The 21536-nt window shown below is 68.4% G+C and carries 21 protein-coding genes; 8 read left to right on the forward strand and 13 right to left on the reverse strand.

The features are described 5' to 3' along the window. The first annotated feature begins 16 nt into the window (after positions 1-16). Positions 17-646, forward strand: a complete 630-nt coding sequence (locus LEL84_RS19380; RefSeq protein ID WP_226512536.1) for a TMEM175 family protein — start codon at positions 17-19, stop codon at positions 644-646. A gap of 7 nt (positions 647-653) precedes the next feature. Here LEL84_RS19380 and LEL84_RS19385 read toward each other — a convergent pair whose 3' ends face one another. The 6 genes from LEL84_RS19385 to LEL84_RS19410 all read right to left on the reverse strand — a co-directional run bounded on the left by LEL84_RS19385 (position 654) and on the right by LEL84_RS19410 (position 6973). Continuing rightward, entirely contained in the window at positions 654-1760 is a 1107-nt protein-coding gene (locus LEL84_RS19385) for an acyl-CoA dehydrogenase family protein (RefSeq protein ID WP_226512537.1), read from the reverse strand. Further along, entirely contained in the window at positions 1757-2725 is a 969-nt protein-coding gene (locus LEL84_RS19390) for an acyl-CoA dehydrogenase family protein (RefSeq protein ID WP_226514363.1), read from the reverse strand. Before LEL84_RS19390 ends, LEL84_RS19385 begins: the two co-directional genes overlap by 4 nt. Before the next feature lie 5 nt (positions 2726-2730). After that, the gene (locus LEL84_RS19395; RefSeq protein ID WP_058251161.1) at positions 2731-3897 is read right to left on the reverse strand and encodes an acyl-CoA dehydrogenase family protein; all 1167 of its coding nucleotides are present in this window, start codon (positions 3895-3897) and stop codon (positions 2731-2733) included. A gap of 6 nt (positions 3898-3903) precedes the next feature. Beyond that, positions 3904-4818 carry an enoyl-CoA hydratase gene (locus LEL84_RS19400; protein WP_226512538.1) on the reverse strand — a complete coding sequence of 305 codons (915 nt, stop codon included), beginning with the start codon at positions 4816-4818 and terminating at the stop codon, positions 3904-3906. 630 nt (positions 4819-5448) lie between these two features. After that, a complete protein-coding gene (locus LEL84_RS19405) occupies positions 5449-5922 on the reverse strand; it encodes a hypothetical protein (protein ID WP_226512539.1) in 474 nt (157 codons plus the stop codon). A 121-nt stretch (positions 5923-6043) separates the two neighbouring features. Then, on the reverse strand, positions 6044-6973 hold the full coding sequence (locus LEL84_RS19410) for an IclR family transcriptional regulator (protein ID WP_226512540.1): 930 nt from the start codon (positions 6971-6973) through the stop codon (positions 6044-6046). A 62-nt stretch (positions 6974-7035) separates the two neighbouring features. Between LEL84_RS19410 and cysD the strand changes: the two genes are divergently transcribed. Genes cysD through LEL84_RS19425 form a run of 3 tightly spaced genes read left to right on the forward strand, consistent with a single transcriptional unit; the run spans position 7036 to position 10677 of the window. Further along, on the forward strand, positions 7036-7998 hold the full coding sequence (gene cysD, locus LEL84_RS19415; protein ID WP_171011707.1) for a sulfate adenylyltransferase subunit CysD: 963 nt from the start codon (positions 7036-7038) through the stop codon (positions 7996-7998). Further along, the gene (gene cysC / locus LEL84_RS19420; RefSeq protein WP_226512541.1) at positions 7998-9860 is read left to right on the forward strand and encodes an adenylyl-sulfate kinase; all 1863 of its coding nucleotides are present in this window, start codon (positions 7998-8000) and stop codon (positions 9858-9860) included. The genes cysD and cysC overlap by 1 nt, the downstream gene beginning before the upstream one ends. Before the next feature lie 37 nt (positions 9861-9897). After that, positions 9898-10677 carry a 3'(2'),5'-bisphosphate nucleotidase CysQ gene (locus LEL84_RS19425; RefSeq protein WP_226512542.1) on the forward strand — a complete coding sequence of 260 codons (780 nt, stop codon included), beginning with the start codon at positions 9898-9900 and terminating at the stop codon, positions 10675-10677. A 12-nt stretch (positions 10678-10689) separates the two neighbouring features. On the opposite strand, the gene LEL84_RS19430 is transcribed toward LEL84_RS19425, so the two are convergent. The 3 genes from LEL84_RS19430 to eccA form a co-directional block, all read right to left on the reverse strand. After that, the gene (locus LEL84_RS19430; protein ID WP_159370126.1) at positions 10690-11229 is read right to left on the reverse strand and encodes a hypothetical protein; all 540 of its coding nucleotides are present in this window, start codon (positions 11227-11229) and stop codon (positions 10690-10692) included. A gap of 14 nt (positions 11230-11243) precedes the next feature. Further along, positions 11244-11672, reverse strand: a complete 429-nt coding sequence (locus tag LEL84_RS19435; protein WP_226512543.1) for a hypothetical protein — start codon at positions 11670-11672, stop codon at positions 11244-11246. A 64-nt stretch (positions 11673-11736) separates the two neighbouring features. Beyond that, entirely contained in the window at positions 11737-13518 is a 1782-nt protein-coding gene (gene eccA, locus LEL84_RS19440) for a type VII secretion AAA-ATPase EccA (protein ID WP_226512544.1), read from the reverse strand. A 199-nt stretch (positions 13519-13717) separates the two neighbouring features. Between eccA and purL the strand changes: the two genes are divergently transcribed. The 3 genes from purL (at position 13718) to LEL84_RS19455 (ending at position 16975) form a co-directional block, all read left to right on the forward strand. Next, positions 13718-16012 carry a phosphoribosylformylglycinamidine synthase subunit PurL gene (gene purL, locus LEL84_RS19445; RefSeq protein ID WP_176455858.1) on the forward strand — a complete coding sequence of 765 codons (2295 nt, stop codon included), beginning with the start codon at positions 13718-13720 and terminating at the stop codon, positions 16010-16012. Between the two features lie 146 nt (positions 16013-16158). Beyond that, positions 16159-16530 carry a CD225/dispanin family protein gene (locus LEL84_RS19450; RefSeq protein WP_058252586.1) on the forward strand — a complete coding sequence of 124 codons (372 nt, stop codon included), beginning with the start codon at positions 16159-16161 and terminating at the stop codon, positions 16528-16530. An 88-nt stretch (positions 16531-16618) separates the two neighbouring features. Continuing rightward, positions 16619-16975: a DUF2752 domain-containing protein gene (locus tag LEL84_RS19455; protein ID WP_159371821.1), complete on the forward strand. Its 357-nt coding sequence runs from the start codon at positions 16619-16621 to the stop codon at positions 16973-16975. Here the strand turns inward: LEL84_RS19455 and LEL84_RS19460 are convergent. Continuing rightward, positions 16961-17827, reverse strand: coding sequence for a glycerophosphodiester phosphodiesterase (locus LEL84_RS19460; protein WP_205334159.1), 867 nt, complete (start codon positions 17825-17827; stop codon positions 16961-16963). The genes LEL84_RS19455 and LEL84_RS19460 overlap by 15 nt on opposite strands. A gap of 139 nt (positions 17828-17966) precedes the next feature. On the opposite strand from LEL84_RS19460, the gene LEL84_RS19465 reads away from it, so the two are divergent. Beyond that, positions 17967-19046, forward strand: coding sequence for a diacylglycerol kinase (locus LEL84_RS19465; protein ID WP_159370130.1), 1080 nt, complete (start codon positions 17967-17969; stop codon positions 19044-19046). 43 nt (positions 19047-19089) lie between these two features. Here the strand turns inward: LEL84_RS19465 and LEL84_RS19470 are convergent, their stop codons facing one another. From LEL84_RS19470 to ykgO, 3 genes are all read right to left on the reverse strand, one after another. After that, the gene (locus LEL84_RS19470) at positions 19090-20709 is read right to left on the reverse strand and encodes an HNH endonuclease signature motif containing protein (protein ID WP_226512545.1); all 1620 of its coding nucleotides are present in this window, start codon (positions 20707-20709) and stop codon (positions 19090-19092) included. Between the two features lie 195 nt (positions 20710-20904). Then, positions 20905-21336: a nitroreductase family protein gene (locus tag LEL84_RS19475; protein ID WP_226514364.1), complete on the reverse strand. Its 432-nt coding sequence runs from the start codon at positions 21334-21336 to the stop codon at positions 20905-20907. 48 nt (positions 21337-21384) lie between these two features. Then, positions 21385-21507, reverse strand: coding sequence for a type B 50S ribosomal protein L36 (gene ykgO, locus LEL84_RS19480; RefSeq protein ID WP_033205406.1), 123 nt, complete (start codon positions 21505-21507; stop codon positions 21385-21387). Positions 21508-21536: the final 29 nt, after the last annotated feature.

The following is a 21536-nucleotide window of genomic DNA, read 5'->3' on the forward strand; positions in this document are numbered from 1 at the left end:
TTCTACAGTGCATCGCATGGCAGAACCGGAGAACCGACAGTCGGGAGAGGGACTGAGCCGGCTCATCGCATTCGCCGACGCGGTGGTCGCGATCGCGCTGACCCTGCTGGTGCTCCCGCTCGTCGATATCGCGAACGACCTGCGCGAGGATTCGTCGGTCGCGGACGTGGTGTCCGACAACTCGATCGAACTGGTCAGCTTCATCATCAGTTTCGGCGTCATCTGGATCCTGTGGCGCCAGCACCATCAGACGATGGAGTACTTCCGCGCCTACGACCGCACGCTGATCAACCTCCACTTCATCTGGTTGCTCACGATCGTGGCGCTGCCCTTCGCGACGGCCCTCATCGACGGCGCCCACATCGAACAGGCCAACATCCTCTACATCGGTGTGCTGGCCGTCTCGGTCGGCTCGCTCATCGGGATCGCCGAATGGGGCCGTCGGCACCGGGAACTGCTCGCCGACGACGACGCCACCGACCGATGGGTTGCCTCGTCGAGCGGAGTCGCCACGTTCATCATCCTCGCGGTCGCACTGGGCGTCGCGATCGTGTTCCCGCGCAGCGGAAATCTGCCGCTGTTCCTACTGCTGCTGACCGATCCGGTCGAGCGGCTGCTCGCCCGGTGGCGGCCGCGGCGGCACTGAGGTCGGGTCAGCGCAGTGCGCGGGCCGCTTCGGTCACCGCGGTGTGCGGGGCACCGAACATCTGCGACGTGGCCTGTGCGCGTTTGAAATAGAGCTGGATGTCGTGCTCCCAGGTGATGCCGATGCCGCCGTGCAGCTGGATGGCCTCGCCCGCGACACGACGATAGGCATCGGAGCAGTACACGTTGGCGGCCAGCGCCAGGTCGTCGGCGTCCGGGTCGTCGGCGGCGAGGGCGGCCACGGCGGCGCGGGAGATCGACCGCGCCGTCTCGACCAGCACGTACATGTCGGCCATCCGATGCTTGAGGGCCTGGAACGAGCCGATGGTGCGCCCGAACTGCTTGCGGGACTTGGTGTACTCGACGGTGAGGTCGAGCGTTCGCTGCGCGCCCCCGACCTGCTCGGCGGACAGCAGGGCCCAGGCGAGCGCACGGAGCCGGGACGCGAGATCGTCCGGCGCGGGGATCGCCGCGGACGCCACCTCGTCGAAGCGCACCGAGGACAGCGCCCGGGTCGGGTCGAGGACGGGCATCGGCGACACCGAGACGCCGTCCGCATCGGCGGCCACCTCGTGCAGGGTCAGGTGTGTCCCGGGGCCGGCCGCGAGCACGAGGAGCACGTCGGCCGACTCGCCGTCGACGACGAAGTGGGCTGTCCCGGTGAGGAGTCCGGCGTCGGCACGCACACCGGGGGTCTGCCAGCCGCGTTCACCGGCCCAGCACACCGCCGCGGTCCGCTCGCCGGCGGCCAGGGCGGGCAGAAGTCGCGACGACGCGTCGTCGTCACCCGCGAGCAGGATCGTGCCGGTGGCGAGTGCGGAGCCGAGCGCGGGGACGGGACTCAGTGCGGCGCCCAGTTCTTCGAGCACCGCGGCCGACTCCATCCATGACGCCCCGGCACCGCCGAATCGCTCGGGGACAGCCAGCGCGGCGACGCCGATCTCGGTGCACAGCGTCTGCCACAGGTTCGAGTCGATGCGCCCCGTGGCGGACATGGCCGTGCGGACCGTCGTCGAATCGCCCCGGCGACGCAGGAGATCCCGCACCGCCTCGACGAGTGCCTCCCGTTCCTCGGCGCCGATGGCCGGGCTTTCGATGCCGGTACTGACGGTCACAGCGTCTCCAGGATGCGTTGGCGGTGTACGGCAGGGGAGCCCCAGGCGTTGAGCAGCGCCCGGGTCTTGGTGATGTACAGCGAGATGTCGTGCTCGGCGGTATACCCGATCGCCCCCATCACCTGCAGCGAGCGGCGGGCCGACAGGTCGGCGGCCTCGGCGGCCGCGACCTTCGCCGCCGAGATGTCGCGCGAGACGTCGGTGCCCTCCGGCACCTGGCCGTCGACGCCGAGGGCGGCTGCGTGAACGAGGGGGCGGGCCATCTCGATGGCGATCGCCACGTCGGCGAGATGATGTTTGACGGCCTGGAACGACCCGATCGGTCGGCCGAACTGCTTGCGCGACTGCGCGTATTCCGAGGCGATGGACAGCATCGCCTGACCCAGGCCGAGCAGCTGCGCGGCCGTGGCCAGTGCACCTGCGTCCGCGGCGTCGGACGCATCGACCCCGGTGGCCAGGACGTCGCCGGCGGTGACCCGCGACAACGTCCGGGTGCTGTCGACCGAGGGCTCGGTGCTCTGCACGGTGGCCCGCGAGAGCACTCCGTCCTCGACGAGGTAGACATCGGCGGCGGCGGTGTCGGCGGCCAACGGCTGGAGCGGTCCGATCGCGCAGGTCGCCAGCCGCCCCTCGGCGAGGTCGCTGAGCGGGCCCGACACGTCGGCGTCGTGCAGCAGGATCGGCAGCACGGCGACGCTCTCGACGATCGGGCCCGGGGCACAGTGGCGTCCGAGTTGCTCGACGGCGACGACCATCTCGACGGCCCCGGCGCTGCTGCCGCCGTGTGACTCGTCGATCAGGAGTCCGCTGATGCCCGCGTCGGCCAGCTGTGAGTAGACCTTGGCGACGGCCGCGCGGTCACCGGCCGCCCAGGCGCGCGTGGCGGTCGGCATGTCGGCCTTGCCCAGCATGGCGTCCACCGTCGAGGCGAGGTCGGTGTGGATGTCGGAGAGTCGGAAGTCCATGATGATCACCGATCTCCACGGGGAAGGCCGAGCAGGCGCTCGGCGATGACATTGCGTTGGATCTCGTTGGTACCCGCGTAGATCGGCCCGGACAACGAGAAGAGGTAGCCGTCGGTCCACCGGTCGTCGAGCTCGGCGGCCGGGCCCTGCAGGTCGAGGGCGGTCTCGTGAGCGGCGATGTCCCACTGCGACCAGAACACCTTGTTGATCGACGACTCCATGCCGAGCGAACCACCGGCCGCAAGACGACTCACCGTCTGATACGTGGACAGCTCGTAGGCTCGCGACCCGATCCACGCATCTGCCACGCGCGCATCGGTGTTCGCCGTCGACGGGACGTCGTCCCGGTTCGACCGCCACAGTTCGACGAGGCGGTCGGTGGTGGCCAGGAACCGGCCGGGTGCGCGCAGCGACAGCCCGCGTTCGTTGGCGGCGGTGCTCATCGCGACCCGCCACCCGTTGTCCACCTCGCCGATGACACCCGACTCGCCCGGATTCGACGGATCGTCGGGGACGAAGACGTTCTCCAAGAACAGCTCTGCGAACCCGGCCTCGCCGTCGAGCTGTGCGATCGGCCGGACGGTCACGCCCTCGCTGCGCAGGTCGAACATGAAGTAGGTGAGACCCTTGTGGCGCTGTGCCTGTTTGTCGGTGCGGAACAGGCCGAAGGCGCGGTCGGCGAAACTCGACCGCGAACTCCAGGTCTTCTGACCGTTGAGCAGCCAGCCGCCGTCGGTGCGAACGGCGGTCGACCGCAGCGAGGCGAGGTCGCTGCCGGCCTCGGGTTCGCTCCACGCCTGACCCCAGATGTCGTCGGCGTTGGCCATCCGCGGCAGGATGCGTTCCAGCTGAGCAGGACTCGCGTGCTCGAACAGGGTGGGTGCGAGCAGGAAGATGCCGTTCTGGCTCACGCGTCCGGGAGCACCCGAACGGTAGTACTCCTCCTCGAAGATGACCCAGTGCAGCAGCGGGGCATCGCGGCCGCCGTATTCCTCCGGCCAGCTGACGACCGACATCCGGTCGGCGGCCATCGTTCGCTCCCACTCGCGGTGCGCCTCGAATCCCTCGGCGGTGTCCATCGACGGAAGCGGTTCGCGCGGAACATGATCGGCCAGCCAGGTGCGGACCTCGGCGCGGAAGTCGTCGGCGGCGTCGTCGAACAGCAGGTCCATGTCAGCTCACCGATCCCGAGTGCCGGTCGACGCCGACGCCTTCATCGACTTCGCGTCCATCCCGCCGAGCGAGTCGCCACCCGCCTCGGAGTTGGCCGCGTGCGCGAAGTGGTGCCAGCCGAACACCGAGTCCATCGAGTTGCGCAGGCCCATCTGGTCTTCGCAGATGTTGACGGCCTTCTTGCTCAGGAAGAGCCCCTGCATCGGCATGGCGACGGCCTTCTCGGCGATCTCGTTCACCTTGGTCTCGAGGGCTTCCCGGGGAACGACGTGGTTGACCATGCCCCAGTCGGCCGCCTGCGTAGCGGTGAAACGTTCACCGGTGAAGAGGATCTCCTTCGCCCGGCGCGGGCCGAGCACGAAGGCGTGGGCGAAGTACTCGACGCCGGGGATGCCCATGCGGGCGACCGGGTCCGAGAAGAACGCGTCGTCGGAGGCGACGATGAAGTCGCAGATCCAGGCGAGCATGAGACCGCCGGCGATGCACGCGCCATGGACCTGGGCGATGAGGGGTTTGGGGATGTCGCGCCAGCGGCGGCACATCCCCATGTACACCTCCATCTCGCGGGCGAGACGCTGGTCGGCACCGGTCTTGTCGGTGTGGTCCCAGTGCAGGACGGCCGCGTTCTCGTAGTAGGTGTCGAAGTCGCGTTCGGGGGTGCCGATGTCGTGTCCGGCCGAGAAGTGCTTGCCGTTCGCCCGCAGCACGATCACCTTCACCGAGGCGTCGTCGACGGCCTTGCGGAACGCGGCGTCGAGCGAATAGGTCATCACCGAGTTCTGCGCGTTGCGGTACTCCGGGCGGTTCAGCGTCACATAGGCCACCGCGCCGTCGGGGCCGCCGGTCTCGTAGGCGACCGGTGAGGTATCCGGGCCCAGATCGTCGGGTCCGAGCGGAGGTGGGATGACGGCGTCACTCATGCCCCCGAGACTAACCTAGCAAGTGCTTGGTTGGTAGTCGGTGTGGGTGATCGCCGGGGTCAGAAGTGCGGTGTGGGGCGATAGGTGAGCTCCTGGATCCGGCCGTCGAGGAGGCGGCTGTCGTCGGCATCATCTCGGCGAACTCGCGAAACATGTTGGCGACGATCACCATTCGATGTTTCCTCTGCTGTTCAGCCCTAAAGAACTCCATAACCCCTGCTCCCTGAGGTGTGAGGAGCGCAAGCGACGAGCCACGAAGGGCGGGCGAGCATCGAACATGGCCCTTCGTGGCTCGCTTCACTCGCACCTCAGGGAGCATGAACAGAACGCTCTCGAGCGTTGTCTGCCGGTCACATGTCGGGGCAGCGCAAGTTCCGTCGAAGTGGCGCCGTTGTGTCGGGCTGCAGCGTTGCAGGTCTTGCGTGGACTACGAAAGAACACTCTTAAGCGTCCACATCTCTGCTCCCTGAGGTGCGAGCGAAGCGAGCCACGAAGGGCTCCGCAACCTGTCTCACCAGGCCCTTCGTGGCTCGTCGCTATCGCTCCTCACACCTCAGGGAGCAATGGGGTCGCTTCTTTCGGATTAGGGGGCGGTTGGGTGCCCCCGGAAGTCATCGGTGGCGGTCCGGCTCAGGGGATGACGATGCTCCCGCTGCAGCTCGTGGACGGCACGCTCCAGAGCGCGTTCCGGTTGACCGCGCTGAAGGTCACGTTCACCCGGCCCTTGCCGATCTGGTTGACGGGGATCACGAAGTAGTGGACGCCCTGGTACGGCGGGTTCACGCGGACGTTGCTGACCTTCGAGCTGCGCTTGCCGGTGGCCAGGTTGTGCCAGTCCAGGCGGGCCGAGGACTGGTAGCCGCCGGGAAAGTAGCTGGTGAAGTCGGCGGCGATGTAGGCGTTGCCGGCATACGTGCTCACGATCGTGCGTCGCGCCAGGAACGGGACGTCGACGACGTTCGGGCTCAGGCCCACGCAGGTCGACAGCGGATACTCGCGGGACACCGCGTTCGCGTCGCCGGTGGCCGCGACGCCGAGCCCGGCAGCCGAGGTCAGAGCGATGGCGGCGGCGGCCAACCGGGTGATCGTCTTGGTGCTGGGCATATCTCGACTCCCTTGCTGGTGGCGACGGTGACGTGTCGTGATCACCGGCCAGTTTTCCGCAGGAAGTCCGTTTCGTGGGTATTTCCGGGCGCAGTGTTCATTCGTTCGGCCGACCCGCCCCTCAGCTGAGATGACTCGAGATCCCGTCGGCGGCAGCACGCGTGGCCTCGCCGAGTCGGCGCACTTCGTCCACGTCGAGGGTGGTGTTCGGGCAGACGACGATGGCCGCGACCACCCGGCCGGCGGAGTCGAAGACGGGGGCGCCGATGGTGACCACGGGTACCCCCGTGCCGTCGGCCGCGCAGGCGTCGATCTCCTCGGGCAGGTAATCGATGACCGACAGCTCGGTGAGCAGGTCGCCGACCCGCGCGCGCAGGGTGTCCGACATGGTGTCGAGGGAGCTCAGGGCTTCGATCATCGCCACGTGGTCGTCGGTCATGCGCTCGATCGAGTAGCCGCGTTCGGCGACGACGTCGAGCACCATGCCCAGCCGGGTGCGGGTGGACTCGGCGGCCTGGCCGATCCAGTTCGACCGGGCGTCGTCCGGGTCGAAGGCGATGAACTCCCGACAGATCGGCGGGCGGAGCCGGATGCGGCTGCCGTTGCGCAACCAGGGATGCTGCGCGGTCTCCGGTGCCAGGTGGGGCGGAAAGGCGTGCGACGCCAGGGTCACCGCGTCGGCCGAGGTCCGTCGGGCGACGAAACAGGGGACGTCGAACCGTTCGCACAGGTCGCGCGCCGCCGACGCCGCCCACCGTACGAGGTGGTCCGCGCCGTCGGCGTTCCGGACGAGGCCGACGAAGGCTGGTCCGACGCCGAAGGTGCCGGCCGACGGGTCCCGGATCAGCCATCCGCAGTCGACGAGTTCGGAGACTACGGCGTGCGCGGTGGCGCGCGACATCGAGGTCTGACGCACGATCTCGGCCAGCGTCAGCGCCGGTTGTTCGGCGTCGGCGAGGAGTTCGACGATGCGGACGACCCGGGCGGTCGGTGGCGACGCCGCACGCGCCGGTTGACGCGCGTCGGAGAAGTCACCTACGGTTTGTGTCACATTGTCAACACATAGTGTCGATTATTCGACATGTCAAGGGGGTTGCTCCGGTGGCCATCACCATCGACGCCGACGACGGACGTCGTCCCGACGACACCGAGGACCGGCGTCGTCGTCACCACGGTTATGAGCTCTCGCATCTCGCGGCGCTCGAGGCCGAATCGGTGCACATCTTCCGCGAGGTCGCCGCGACCTTCGAACGTCCGGTTCTGCTGTTCTCCGGCGGCAAGGACTCCGTGGTGATGTTCCATCTGGCGCGGAAGGCGTTCTGGCCGGCGCCGATCCCGTTCCCGCTCATGCACGTCGACACCGGGCACAACTTCGACGAGGTGATCGAGTACCGCGATCGCGTGGTCGCCGAGACCGGGGTTCGCCTTCTCGTCAGCTCGGTGCAGGACGACATCGATGCCGGGCGGGTCGTCGAGCAGACCGGCCCGGGTGCCAGCCGCAACCGGCTGCAGACCGCGGCGCTGTTGCGCGGGATCACCGAGAACCGTTTCGACGCGGTGTTCGGCGGGGCCCGGCGCGACGAGGAGAAGGCGCGGGCGAAGGAGCGCGTGTTCAGCTTCCGTGACGAGTTCGGCGCGTGGAATCCGCGCGAGCAGCGACCCGAGCTGTGGCGCCTCTACAACGGGCGTCACGCCAAGGGGGAGCACATCCGGGTGTTCCCGCTGTCGAACTGGACCGAGCTCGACATCTGGCAGTACATCGCCGCCGAGGACATCGATCTGCCGGAGATCTACTACGCGCACCAGCGCGAGGTGATCCCGCGCGACGGCATGCTGCTCGCGAAAACCCGCTTCCTGCAGGAGCTCCCGGGTGAGGAGGTGCGGACCGAGACCGTGCGGTTCCGGACCGTCGGCGACGCCACGTGCACCGGTTGTGTGCTGTCCGGCGCGGACGACGTGATGAAGGTGATCGAGGAGATCGAGGTCACCCGGTTGACCGAGCGGGGAGCCACGCGCGCCGACGACCGGATCTCCGAGTCGGGGATGGAAGACCGCAAGAAGGAAGGCTACTTCTGATGGGCGACCTCAACGCCGTCGGCGGCGCGACGGAGATGCTGCGTCTGGCGACCGCGGGCTCGGTGGACGACGGCAAGTCGACACTCATCGGCCGGCTGCTCTACGACTCGAAGGCGATCTTCACCGACCAGCTCGAATCGATCGAGCGCACCAGCGCCGAGCGCGGTGACGAGTACGCGAACCTCGCCCTGCTGACCGACGGGCTGCGTGCCGAACGCGAGCAGGGCATCACCATCGACGTCGCCTATCGGTACTTCGCCACGCCCAGGCGAAAGTTCATCATCGCCGACACCCCCGGCCATGTGCAGTACACGCGCAACATGGTGACCGGTGCCTCGACCGCCGATCTCGCGATGATCCTGATCGACGCGCGCAAGGGCGTGCTCGAGCAGACGCGGCGGCACGCGTTCCTGTCGTCGTTGCTCGGCATCCCGCACCTGACGGTCTGTGTGAACAAGATGGACCTCGTCGACTGGTCGCAGGAGCGGTTCGACGAGATCTGCGCCGACTTCGTCGATTTCGCGACCAAGCTCAACGTCGTCGACCTGACGTTCATCCCGATGTCGGCGCTGCGGGGCGACAATGTCGTCGAACAGTCCGCGGCGATGCCGTGGTACGAGGGGCGTCCGCTGCTGAATCATCTCGAGCACGTCTACATCGCCTCCGACCGCAACCTGATCGACACCCGTCTGCCCGTCCAGTACGTGATCCGGCCGCAGCGCAGCGACGGCGCCGACCACCGCGCCTATGCGGGCACCGTCGCCGGCGGTGTGTTGGCCAAGGGTGACGAGATCGTCGTCCTGCCCAGCGGTTTCAGCACGACCATCACCGAGATCTGGGCACCCGGTGGCCAACCGGTCGACGAGGCCTTCGCGTCGATGGCCGTGTCCGTCGAACTCGCCGACGAGATTGACATCGTGCGCGGCGACATGCTGGCCCGCCCCAACAACCGGCCGTACGTGGGACGCGACCTGGACGCGATGGTGTGCTGGTTCGCCGACGACGCCGAACTGCGACCGGGCAACCGGTATCAGCTGCTCTGCGGAACCCGGTTGACCCGCGCGCAGGTCAACGGGCTCAACTACCGCCTCGACGTCAACTCGCTGCACCGCGACGAGGACGCGGAGGGATTGTCGCTCAACGAGATCGGACGCGTCACCCTGCACACCCAGGAGCCGGTGACCTTCGACTCGTACCGGCGCAACCGCGACACGGGCAGCTTCATCCTGATCGACGAGGCCACCAACCGGACCGTCGGCGCGGGGATGATCACGGCGCCGGTGAGTCACGACAGTCATGTCGTCTGGCAGGCGACGAAGGTCGGCCGTGAGCACCGCGCGCACCGCGGCGCGACGATCTGGCTGACCGGTCTGTCCGGCTCCGGGAAGTCGTCGCTGGCGGTCGAGCTCGAGCGGCGCTTCGTCGCCGAGGGGCGTCCGGCGTACCTGATGGACGGGGACAACCTGCGGCACGGCCTGAACTCGGATCTGGGCTTCTCCGACGACGACCGCCGGGAGAACATCCGCCGCACCAGCGAGGTGGCCGCGCTGTTCGCCGACTCGGGATCGGTGGCGATCGTCTCGCTCATCAGTCCGTTCGCCGAGGAACGGCAGCGGGCCCGGGAGATCCACGCCGAGCGCGGGCTGCCGTTCTACGAGATCTTCGTCGACACCCCGCTCGCCGAATGCGAACGACGCGACCCGAAGGGCCTGTACGACCGCGCGCGGCGGGGGGAGATCAGTCAGTTCACCGGCATCGACTCGCCCTACGAGCGTCCGTCCGACCCGGATCTGCACATCACCCCCGACGACGGCCCGCCGTCCGAGGTCGCCGACCTGGTTCTGCGTAACCTGGGTCTGTGACTGCAGCCGTCCGGTATTCCGACCGAGAGGAAACCTCGTGACCGACGATCGTGCCCTGGCCGGTGAACTGGCCACCGCCGCAGGTGAACTCCTGCTCGACATCCGGCGCTCCAGCGGATTGACGGGCAAAGAGCTCGGTCAGGAGGGCGACCGCCGGTCCGACGAGTTCATCCTCGGGCGTCTCGCACAGGAGCGGCCGGACGATGCGGTGCTGTCCGAGGAGTCGGCCGACGACAAGTCGCGGCTGTCGGCGTCGCGCGTGTGGATCATCGACCCGGTCGACGGCACGCGTGAGTACGGCACCTACGAACCCGGCGGCGGCCGCAGCGACTGGGCCGTGCACGTCGCGCTGTGGTCGGCCGATGACGGGCTGATCGCCGGTGCGGTCGCCTTGCCGGCCCTCGGGGTGACCTACCTCGACGACGGTTCCACCGTCGAGCCCGTGGAAGGCCTGGCGTCCCGGCCCCGGACCGGGGTCCCGCGCGTCGTCGTGAGCAGTTCGCGCCCACCGGCGTTCGCCGACGAGGTGGCCGCGGCGATGGCCGGCGAGGTGCTGCCCATGGGTTCCGCCGGGGCCAAGGCGATGGCGGTGGTGCGCGGCGAGGCCGACGCCTACGTCCATGCGGGCGGCCAATACGAGTGGGATTCGGCCGCGCCGGTCGCCGTCGCGAAGGCGAAGGGTCTGTGGTGCGGGCGGATCGACGGTTCGCCGCTCGTCTACAACAACGAGGACACCTACCTGCCCGACCTCGTCATCTGCCGGCCGGAGTTCACCGAGGTGATCCTCACGGTCACCACCGAGGGTGCCGGCGGCTGACGTCCGAGCGCCTCAGTGTGTGACCACGACCTTGATCGCGACGATCACGGTCGCCACCAGCGTGACCGCTCCGGAGCTGAACAGCGTTGCCCGGCTGGGCCGTTCGTTGTTGAGCCGGTCGATGACGAAGACCGTGCCGCCGATGCGCAAAAGGATCACGATCTCCGCGATCAACTGGGCGGTGCGGGGCTCGATCCAGCCGATCAGACCGAGCAGCAGGATCGCGCAGGGCAGGAGCGCCGAGGTCAGGATCGGCACCGAGTCGCGGAGATGACCGAGGACCTCTGATCGCGTCGGCTCGACCTTGCCGTCGGACACGCGCCGGGCGACGCCCTCGGCGAAGACGTGCGCGATGAACGTCGAGGCGGCGGTGCCCGCGAGGATCGCGATACCGACGAAGTCGTCCTCGACGTGCAACGGGATGAGCACGGCCAAGATCAGGATGTTGCCGTAGATGTAGGCACTGATGCGCGGCGCGGCGTGCTTGCGGTCGAGCGGGCTGTCCCGAGTGAACAGCGGCCCGTGCAGCAGGGCCCACGGACTGTTGCTCATAGCTGGTGAAACTATCAGCGCGGGAGGAGTTCGGCGACGACAGCGGCGATGGTGTCGTCGGGCCGCGTCAGGCAGACCGTCGCCGCCACCGTGGCCACCTGCTGGACATTGTCGGTCACGTCCAGATCGGTCAGGACCGCCGCCCGCCGGGCGTCGTCGAGTTCGCGGAACTCCGTGCACGTCATGGTCGACGCGGAGCCGGACCCGGCGTCGGAACCGGACTCGGAGACGCGCGACGGTGACGCACTGGCCCGGCTGCTGTCCGCAGATGCGGCGGAGCTGCTCGTCTCGGTGGCGCTCGTGGTCGGGACCGCGCTGTCGGATGAAGGCGCGGGCGCGGCGTCGTCGGACGAACACGCACCGATCGCCAGCATCATCATCGCGGCCATCGACAGGCCCGCGGCCAGCTCGGCGGGGCGGGATCGGCGGGCGGGAACAGACATCACGGAACTCCTCGGGAAGCGGTCCGGGTGGTGACCCGGTGGTGCGGGATGGGATGGGGCGCGGTCAGCGCATGAGGCCGGAGAGCACGCCCGAGATGGCGGCCCGGACATCCGTGGTCTCGATGCGCATCAGGTCGTCCTGGCTGAGTGAGTCGAAGTCGCCGGCGGTGCTGAGCCGGAACTCGCGCTCCTCCTCGGCCGCCTCGATGATGTTGCGGATGAAGCGGCCGTTGCCGGCGAGATCGGTGGCGCGCCGCGCGGTGCCCTGATGCTCGCGGACGTCGTGGTAGAGGGGAGCGCACGCCTGCTCGATCTCGAGCATCGCCTCCCGCGTCAACGACGAATCACGTTTGCGCGCAATGAAATCGGCGATGCGGGCGAGCTCGTCGGGAGTGTAGGAGTCGAACCGCACCCGGCGCGCGAAGCGCGACGCCAGTCCGTCGTTGGAGGCGAGGAACCGATCGATCTCGGCGTCGTAGCCGGCGATGATCACGACCAGCCGGTCACGGTCGTCCTCCATCCGGGCCAGCAGGGTGTCGACCGCCTCGCGGCCGAACGCGTCGCCGCCGGACAGCCCCTGCTGGATGAGCGTGTACGCCTCGTCGATGAACAGGACGCCGTCCATCGCGGAGTCGATGAGCGCCGCGGTCTTGATGGCGGTGCTGCCGAGGTGTTCACCGACCATGTCGCGGCGGGTGGCCTCGACGACCTTGTCGGACTTGATGAAGCCGAGGCCGCAGTAGATCTTGGCGACGATGCGGGCCACGGTCGTCTTGCCGGTGCCGGGCGGTCCGGTGAAAGCCAGGTGCAGGCTGCGGGCCGACGTCGACAGCCCGCGGTCGGCGCGGACCTTCGCCAGGGTCGCGGTGGACTGCAGTTTGGCCACCTGCTGCTTGACCGACTCGAGCCCGATCTGTTCGGCCAGCTCCCGTTGCGCCTCGGTCACCAGCGAATTCTGTTCGGCGGGGTCCCCGGAGGTCGACACCAGGGACTCGGCGCGATCGGGCACCGACTTCGGGTCCCACCGGTCGGTGCGCTCGGCGATCTGCTCGGGCGTCGTGGGGGGCATCCGGTAGGAGGGCGACCGGATGGCGTCGGCCGCGCCGGTCAGCGACGGGTCACGGGCGTAGGCCTGCTCGAACATCGACTTCGCCTTCTCCTCGTGGCCCTGCTCGCGCAGCGCGAGGCCGTAGACGAAGATCGCCTGCGTCGAACAGGACGGGATCGGGCCGTCGACCGCGTTCTGCAGGCGCCGCATGCCCTCGCCGTACATGCCGAGATGCACGCACGACGTCCCGGCCATGAAGTCGGCGACGGCCTGCATGTACGGGTCGTTCCACCGGTCGGACCTGGTCAGCGAGGTCAGGACGTCGGGCCAGCGCTGGGTGGCGAAGTGCAGGAACGCGCGGACGAAATCCACGATCGGCACGCGGTGCGCCGCGGGTACCTCGTCGAGGACCTCTTCCGCACCGGCGAAGTCCGCGCCGCGGACCAGACTGGCCGCGTAGGCCGCGGTCGCCTCGACGGCATTCGACGCCGGGAAGTCGATCAGCATCCCGGTGTACCAGCGCCCCGCGATCGTGCCGGGCGGGAGCCCGAGCCGGCGCTGCTCCGCGCCGATCGACCCGCGGGCACGATAGAGGCCCAGGAGGACCTCATTGCTGCTGTCGCCGCAGGCCAGCCGGCCGATCCAGGCGTCGCCCAGGGCCGGGTCCCATTCGGTCGCTCGAGTGAAGGCCTTGGCGGCCTGCGCGGGATTGTCGACCGGTTCCTGACCTTCGACCGGGATGTTCAGGGACAGGACGCCGAGTTCGAAGAGTGCCCTCGCCTTGCGGACATCGGCCATCGTTTCCCCCTGTGTCGTCCCATCGGCGCACACCGACCCCGAACCGTTCTCCCCGGGTACCACGACGACACACCCCGGGGGCGGTCGCCGGAGACAGAGTATCGCTAGACCGGCGTGACATCCGTCGCAGATCTCCCAGGGTGCGCACCCGAGGCGCCCCGGCGGCCGCAACCGCCCGCGCACGCCTAGACTTGTCCGGGTGAGTGCCCAGGTGGATACCGTCTCAGCCGCTGCCCAGACCCCGGACCATCCGCAACCCTTCCGCGAACTCGGTCTCAAGGACGACGAGTACGCGCGCATCCGCGAGATCCTGGGTCGCCGGCCCACCGACGCGGAGCTCGCCATGTACTCGGTCATGTGGTCCGAGCACTGCAGCTACAAGTCGTCGAAGGTGCACCTGCGCTACTTCGGTGAGACCACCACCGACGAGATGCGCGCGAGCATGCTGGCCGGCATCGGCGAGAACGCCGGCGTCGTCGACATCGGCGACGGATGGGCGGTGACCTTCAAGGTCGAATCGCACAACCACCCGAGCTACGTCGAGCCGTACCAGGGCGCCGCCACCGGAGTCGGTGGCATCGTGCGCGACATCATGGCCATGGGCGCACGCCCGATCGCGGTCATGGATCAGCTGCGCTTCGGCCCGGCCGACGCCCCGGACACCCGGCGCGTCGTCGACGGTGTGGTGCGCGGCGTGGGTGGCTACGGCAACTCCCTCGGCCTGCCCAATGTCGGCGGTGAGACCGTCTTCGACGCCAGCTACGCGGGCAACCCGCTCGTCAACGCGCTGTGCGCGGGCGTGCTGCGCACCGAGGACCTGCACCTGGCCTTCGCCTCGGGCGCGGGCAACAAGATCATCCTGTTCGGTGCACGCACCGGGCTCGACGGCATCGGCGGTGTCTCGGTCCTGGCGTCGGAGACCTTCGACGATTCCGAGGGCTCGGGTCCGAACCGCAAGAAGCTGCCCAGCGTCCAGGTCGGCGACCCGTTCACCGAGAAGGTGCTCATCGAGTGCTGCCTCGAGCTCTACCACGCCGGACTCGTCGTGGGCATCCAGGATCTCGGCGGTGCCGGGTTGTCCTGCGCCACGAGCGAACTCGCCGCAGCCGGTGACGGCGGCATGCACATCGACCTGGAGAAGGTGCCGATGCGCGCCGAGGGCATGACCCCGGCGGAGGTGCTCTCCAGCGAGTCGCAGGAACGCATGTGTGCCGTCGTGACCCCGGACAACGTCGAAAAGTTCCTCGAGGTCTGCCGCAAGTGGGATGTGCTCGCGACCGTCATCGGCGAGGTCACCGACGGCGATCAGCTGGTCATCACCTGGCACGGCGAGACCGTCGTCGACGTGCCGCCGCGCACCGTCGCCCACGACGGTCCGGTCTACGAGCGTCCCGTCGCCCGGCCCGACTGGCAGGACACCGTCATCGCGTCGACGACCGAACCGCTGCAGCGCCCGAGCACATCCGACCAGCTGCGCGAGACGCTGCTGGCCATGCTGGCCTCGCCCGCGCTGTGCAGCCGCAAGTTCATCACCGACCAGTACGACCGCTACGTGCGCGGCAACACCGTCCTGGCCGAGCACGCCGACTCGGGGATGATCCGCATCGACGAGGAGTCCGGGCGCGGCATCGCACTGGCGACCGATGCGTCGGGCCGCTACACCTTCCTCGATCCCTACCGCGGCGCGCAGCTCGCGCTTGCCGAGGCCTACCGCAACGTCGCGGTGTCCGGGGCGACGCCGAAGGCCGTGACCAACTGCCTCAACTTCGGTTCCCCGGAGGACCCGGCGGTGATGTGGCAGTTCCAGCAGGCGGTTCGGGGGCTCGCCGACGGCTGCGCCCAGCTCGGCATCCCGGTCACCGGCGGCAACGTGAGCTTCTACAACCAGACGGGTGCGACGGCCATCCTGCCGACCCCGGTCGTGGGCGTCCTCGGCGTCATCGACGATGTGCACCGCCGCATCCCGACCGGCATCGGCACCGAACCCGGTGAGACACTCATCCTGCTCGGTGAGACCCGCGACGAATTCGACGGCTCGATCTGGGCCCAGGTCAGTCACGACCACCTCGGTGGCGTCCCGCCGCAGGTCGACCTCGAACGCGAACGTCTGCTCGCCGAGATCCTGTCCGCATCGTCCCGCGACGGATTGATCTCCGCGGCACACGATCTCAGCGAGGGTGGCCTCATCCAGACCGTCGTCGAGGCGGCCCTGGCCGGCGAGACCGGGTGCCGCGTCCTGCTGCCCGAGGACGCCGACCCGTTCGTCTGGCTGTTCTCCGAGTCTGCCGGGCGCGTGCTCGTGGCGGTCCCGCGCACCGAGGAATCGCGGTTCACCGCCATGCTCGACGCGCGTTCGATGCCGTGGACACGCATCGGTGTGGTCGACCAGGGCAGCGACGCCGTCGAGGTCCAGGACTACTTCTCGGTGCCCCTCGCCGAACTCCGTGAGGCGCACGAGGGCACCCTCCCGAGGTTGTTCGGCGACACGGTCTAGGACACGCCGTAGTTGCATCACGCAACGGTCCGGCCTGCGAGGATTCCGTTGTATGTCAATGGAATCAATATCGTTTCCAGGCATGTCGCGCCCGGTGACGAACGGTTACGCTCCTGGAGTTCTCTGACCGAGTCGAAAGGGCGCAGATGAGCTACCCCAATGATCCGAACCAGCCGCCGAACTACGGCGCGGGTGGCTACGGACAGCAGCCGTACGGCGGGTTCCCGGGCGGGAATCCGGCCGGCCCGGAACCGGACAACAACCTCGTGTGGGCGATCCTGTCCACGGTGCTCTGCTGTCTGCCGCTCGGGATCGTGTCGATCGTGAAGTCGACCTCCGTCAGCAAGCTGTGGGCCGCCGGCGACTACGCCGGTGCGCAGAAGGCGGCCGACGAGGCCAAGAAGTGGGCGATGTGGAGTGCGATCTCGTCGGTCATCATCTGGGTCCTGATCATCATCGTCTATGTCGTCCTTTTCGTCATCCTCCTCGGCGCCTCCGCGTCCACGTCCACGTACTGAGCGTTTCGAGAGGGCCGTCCTCGGACGGGTGTCGGCCCTTTCGAAGCATCGGTACCTCGGTCCGGCGACGGTCGTCGCCGGAACCGGGATGGTCTGTGCGGCAGTGTGGTTCGGCGATCCGACGACGCCTGGTGGCACCCTGCCGGTCTGTCCGACCAAGCTGATCTTCGGGGTGACGTGTCCGGGCTGTGGGTCGCTACGGGCGATCTACTCGCTGCTGCACGGCGATGTCCCGGCGGCGATGCACTACAACGCCGTCGGGGTGCTCGCAATGGGATTGCTGCTCTTCGCCTTCGGCGCCTATTGCCTGCGACTGTGGACCGGCCGCCGGGTTCGCAGCTGGCAGCACCTCCGCTACTCCGGGGTCGTCGTGTTGGTGGTCGTGCTGGCCTGGTTCGTCGTCCGCAACATCCCTGTCGAACCGTTCTGGTCACTGCACGTCTGAGCGTCGGCTGCTGCCGCGGATCCAGCGCACCAGCCGCGAACCGGAATCACGTGCGGGGGCATCGAGGTCGAGCGTCGCCAGGGCCTCGGGATCATCGGTCGTGATCTGGTCGACCCGTAACTCCAGCAGTCGCCTGATGTCCGGGATGACGCGCGGTCCGACCCGCGTCACCGTGTACCCGTCGACGAGCCGACCGCGCTCGTGGAACGCGCCGATCAGGTCGTGGCCGCGGTGGTCGGCCGCCAGTATCAGCCGGTTCTCCAGGTACACCATCTCGGCCTCCGGCGATGCCGCCACCGCGCGGTCGACGAAGCCGTCGAAGTCCCCGGAGCGGATCGCCGCGTCGGCGGCACCGTGATGGCAAGGGTCGTAACCGATCCGGATGCCCGGTGCGGCCGAGGTCAACGTGTCGACCGCCGCGGCGTCGCCGCACGACAAGATGTAGTGGCGGGCGTGGGGTGCGACACTGCGGGCGAACACCGCCACGGCCTCGGGATCGAGCGCGGCGTCGTCCTCCTTGAAGTCGAGCTGGAGGGACGCGGTGGGCGCGATGTCGACGCCGTCGAAGAGTTCGGTCAGGTCCTCGAGCAGGAGGACGTGCTCGTCGACGGGCCGGCCGCGGTTGTCCCGCAGGGACAGTTCCCGCAGATACGACGCCGGGAGCGCCGACACCACGCCGGTGCCGGTGGTGGCGTGGTCGACCGTGCGGTCGTGCAGGACGGCGAAACCGCGCTCGGCGTGGATCACCAGATCGATCTCGATACTCGCGCCGAGCCGCATGCCCTCGACGATCCGGGTCGCGGTGAACGCCGTGTCGTCGGCGCGCCGCCGGCCGCGGTGCCACTTGAGCATCGTCCGATGGCCGTCGTGGTCGATGTGGATCGGGGCGGCGGGGTCCGGGGGCGACGTCGCGGTCACAGCTCCCGACTCTAGCGAGGCGCATCTCGCCGAATCGGCACGGCGAAGTGGAACGTGTTCTAGTTTGGATCGCATGACATTGCGCGTGGTCGAGTGGTCGACCGGAACCGTCGGACGACATGCCATCGCCGGGATCGACGCCCGGCCCGACCTCGAACTCGTGGGTGTGTGGGTGTCCGACCCCGCCAAGGTCGGCAAGGACGCCGGCGAACTCGCGGGTCTCGACCGTGAGCTGGGTGTCGCGGCGACCGGCGACCGCGACGCGCTGATCGCCCTGAAACCCGACTGCATCGTGCACACCGCGATGACCGACGACCGCGTCATGGAGTCGATCGAGGATCTGATCTTCTTCGTGGAGAACGGGATCAACGTGGTGTCGAGCGGGCCGGTGGTCCTGCAGTTCCCCCATGGCATCCTGCCCGACTCGCTGCTGGATCGGATCGCCGCCGCGGGTGCGGCGGGTGGCGCGAGCCTCCACGTCAACGGCATCGACCCGGGTTTCGCGAATGACGCACTGCCGCTGGCGATGACGAGTCTCTCCCAGCGCATCGACGAGATCCGCTGCCAGGAGATCGCCGACTACTCGACCTACTATCAGCCCGTCGTCATGCGTGACCTGTTCGGCTTCGGGCAGCCCCTGGACGCCACGCCGCTGCTGTTCGCACCGGGCATCCTGTCGATGGGGTGGGGGAGTGTCGTGCGACAGATCGCCGCCGGACTCGACCTCGTGCTCGACGAGCCGCTCGTGGAACGCGTCGAGCGGGTCGAGGCGGACCGCGACTACTCGACGGTGTCCGTCGAGATCCCGAAGGGCACGATGGCCGCGGTCCGGTTCGAGGTCGCCGGTCAGGTCGACGGCGTGGATCGCATTGTGCTGGAGCACTACACGCGCACCCACCCCGACCAGTGCCCGGACTGGCCGACCCCGAACGAGGGCGACGGCTGCTACCGCATCGCCATCTCCGGCGAACCGGAGATGACGGTCGAGTTCGGGCACCACGGTGAGAACGGCGACCACAACGTGTCCGGGATGATCGTCACCGCCATGCGTCTGGTCAATTCCGTTGCGGCGGTGGTCGATGCGAAACCCGGACTGGTCACCGCGCTCGACCTGCCGCTCATCTCCGGGCGGGGGCTCTTCGTGCAGAAGTAGCCGCACTCGACGACGGCGGGCGATGTGATCCGACAGGCGAGAGTCATCGACTGGCGAGTAACTCCATGAGGTGTGCTTCGACGAGGGACGGCCGGGGTGTGCGTGGTCCGGGTCGGGGTGGTCGGACGTCGATGACGTGGCTGGTTTTCAACCATGATCGGCGCGCGTGATGTGGGCGTGGCTCATCGCCGGACGTGGTGCGTCCGTGGATCTCTCGCCGAACCTGTTCCAGGTGGGCCTGCAACCGCTTGGGTATGTCGGGTCGGCGGTTGATGTGTTCGGGGTTGGGTGGCGCGCCGGGTTCGGCGTTGAGTCGCCAGGCGCAGCGGCCTTCGTCGGGTCCGGATCGGGCGATGCGGGTTGTGTATTGGCCGGGCTGGTCGCCGACCATGCGGTTGTGTCGCGGGCAGGCTGGGGCGAGGTCGTCGATGTCGGTGAGACCGCCTTTGGCCCAGTCTCGTTCGGCGTGATGAAGCTCGATGTGGGTGGCGGGCTGGTCGCAGCCGGGTGCCGAGCACACTTCCCCGGCGGGGCGGGCGAAGGAGACGAGGCGTTGTTCGCGGGTGGCCAGACGTTTGGCGCGCCCGAAGTGCAGGGGGACGGTGGTGGCGTCTTTGAAGATCGCCAACCATGGCTGGACCTCGCCGGCCATCGCGATCAGGTCCCGGATGGGCAGCAGGGTGCCGGTGGCGGTGGTCGCGAGTCCGGCTTCGCGGATCAGGTCGGAGAGGTCGGCTTTGATGATCAGTTGGACGGGCAGGCCTCGGTGCGAGGTGCCGAGTGTTCCGTCGGCGAAGCCGGCGGCGAGTGCGGCGTCGAGGGCGTCGTGATTGGTCTGTGCGAGGGTGCGTCCGTCGCGGTCGGCTGCGGCGGTCAGGGCGTCGGGGTCGGCGGTGCCGGCCGGCCCGCTGGGCGAGGCCGGGTCGTCGGGGTTGTTGAGTCCGGGTTTGCCCCAGACGGCGAACATCATGGTGAGCCGGGCGGCGAGTGCGGGGGTGAGGGTGCCGGAGATTTTGGCGGTGCCGTCGGCGCGTTGCCGGCCGATCCACAGGCCGCGGCGTCGTTTCTGGTCGGTGTCGTCGGACAGTGTGCCGTCGGGGTCGAGGTGGGCGAGCAGGCGGGCGCCGAGTTGGGTGATGTCGGCGGGGGTGTGGGCTTCGGCGATTTCGGCCATCTGTCGTTCGGCGGCGACCTGTACATCGTGGTCGATGGTGCCGGGGATGCGGTCGAGGACGTCGAGGGTGGCCTGCACGTGCGCGGTGCCGACCGCGCCTTGTGCGAAAGCTTCGGCGAGGCAGGGGTATTCGGGTGGGAGTACCTCGCCGCCGAGGCTGGTCCGGTGGGTGGTGGCGTCCATCTGCTTACGGCGGCGCATCGGGTTCGACACTCGTAGCCGGTGCGTCATGAACTGCATGAGGGTGCGGCAGCCGGCCTTGCGGGGCAGGTCGCGGGCCACGGCCTGATCGATCTGCCGGTCACCGGCGACGGTCAGACGCGCGATGGCGCGTTCGGTGGCAGAGGCGACGTCAATCAGTTCTTCGTCGGTGCAGGAGGACAAGTCGACGGTCTGTAGTTCGTCGAGGTTCGCGTGTAGTTCGGCGACGAGTTCGGCCGCGCGGGACGCGGGCGCGCCGTGGTCGGCGAGTGGTGTGGTGCTGGGCATGACGGTCACCTCCCCCCGAGAGCCGGTGCTGCGAATGTACGTACGTTCGAGTGTACACGAGTTCGGCAGGTCTGGCCACGAAAACAATTGCCCGACAATGTGAATCAGATTCATAGTGTTGCGGGAGCTTGTCGGTGGCGACCGGTAGGATTCGGCGGGGCGATGAGGGTTGTCGGTTGGGTCAAGCGAACACGATCACCACGACGGCAGCCCGCGTGCGTCGAGCTGCGCACGCAGTCGCTCCCGGCCGTGTAACGACTCGGCATGGGCGAGACGAGCGAGAACCCTTGTGCTCCAGTCTCCCTCGAGACCATACCGACGGTTGTAACCGGACAGGACCTCGTCGTAGGCCTCGACGTGGGAGTCCGCAGACTCGGCGTCGTAGGTCTCGTGCTGGAGAACCGCCGCTTGGGGCAGGAGGGGTTTGATGCCCGCGGGCTCGGTCGGATCGGGTCGTCCGATCGCCGGGCCGAAGGTCGCGACCGCATGGTCGGGTAGGCCGAGTTCGTCGGCCACCGCCAGTGGGTGGTTGCGGATCGACCCGACGAACACCGTTCCGAATTCCAGGGATTCGGCGGCGACGACTGCGTTCTGGGCGGCGAGCGCGGTGTCGACGAAACCGACGATCGTGGATTCGAGGTAGTCGGCGGCGTCGAGAGACGCCGCCGACGGCGATCAGCCCTGGCGCGCCTTGAATCTGGGGTTGCCCTTGTTGATCACGTAGATGCGCCCCTTGCGCTTGACCACTTGTGAACCGGGTTGGTTCTTCAACGACCGGATGGATGCACGGACCTTCAACGGAGCCTCCTTAATGGAAATTGTTTCCA

The organism is Gordonia sp. WA4-43 (assembly GCF_020520305.1).
Lineage (GTDB): Bacteria > Actinomycetota > Actinomycetes > Mycobacteriales > Mycobacteriaceae > Gordonia > Gordonia hongkongensis.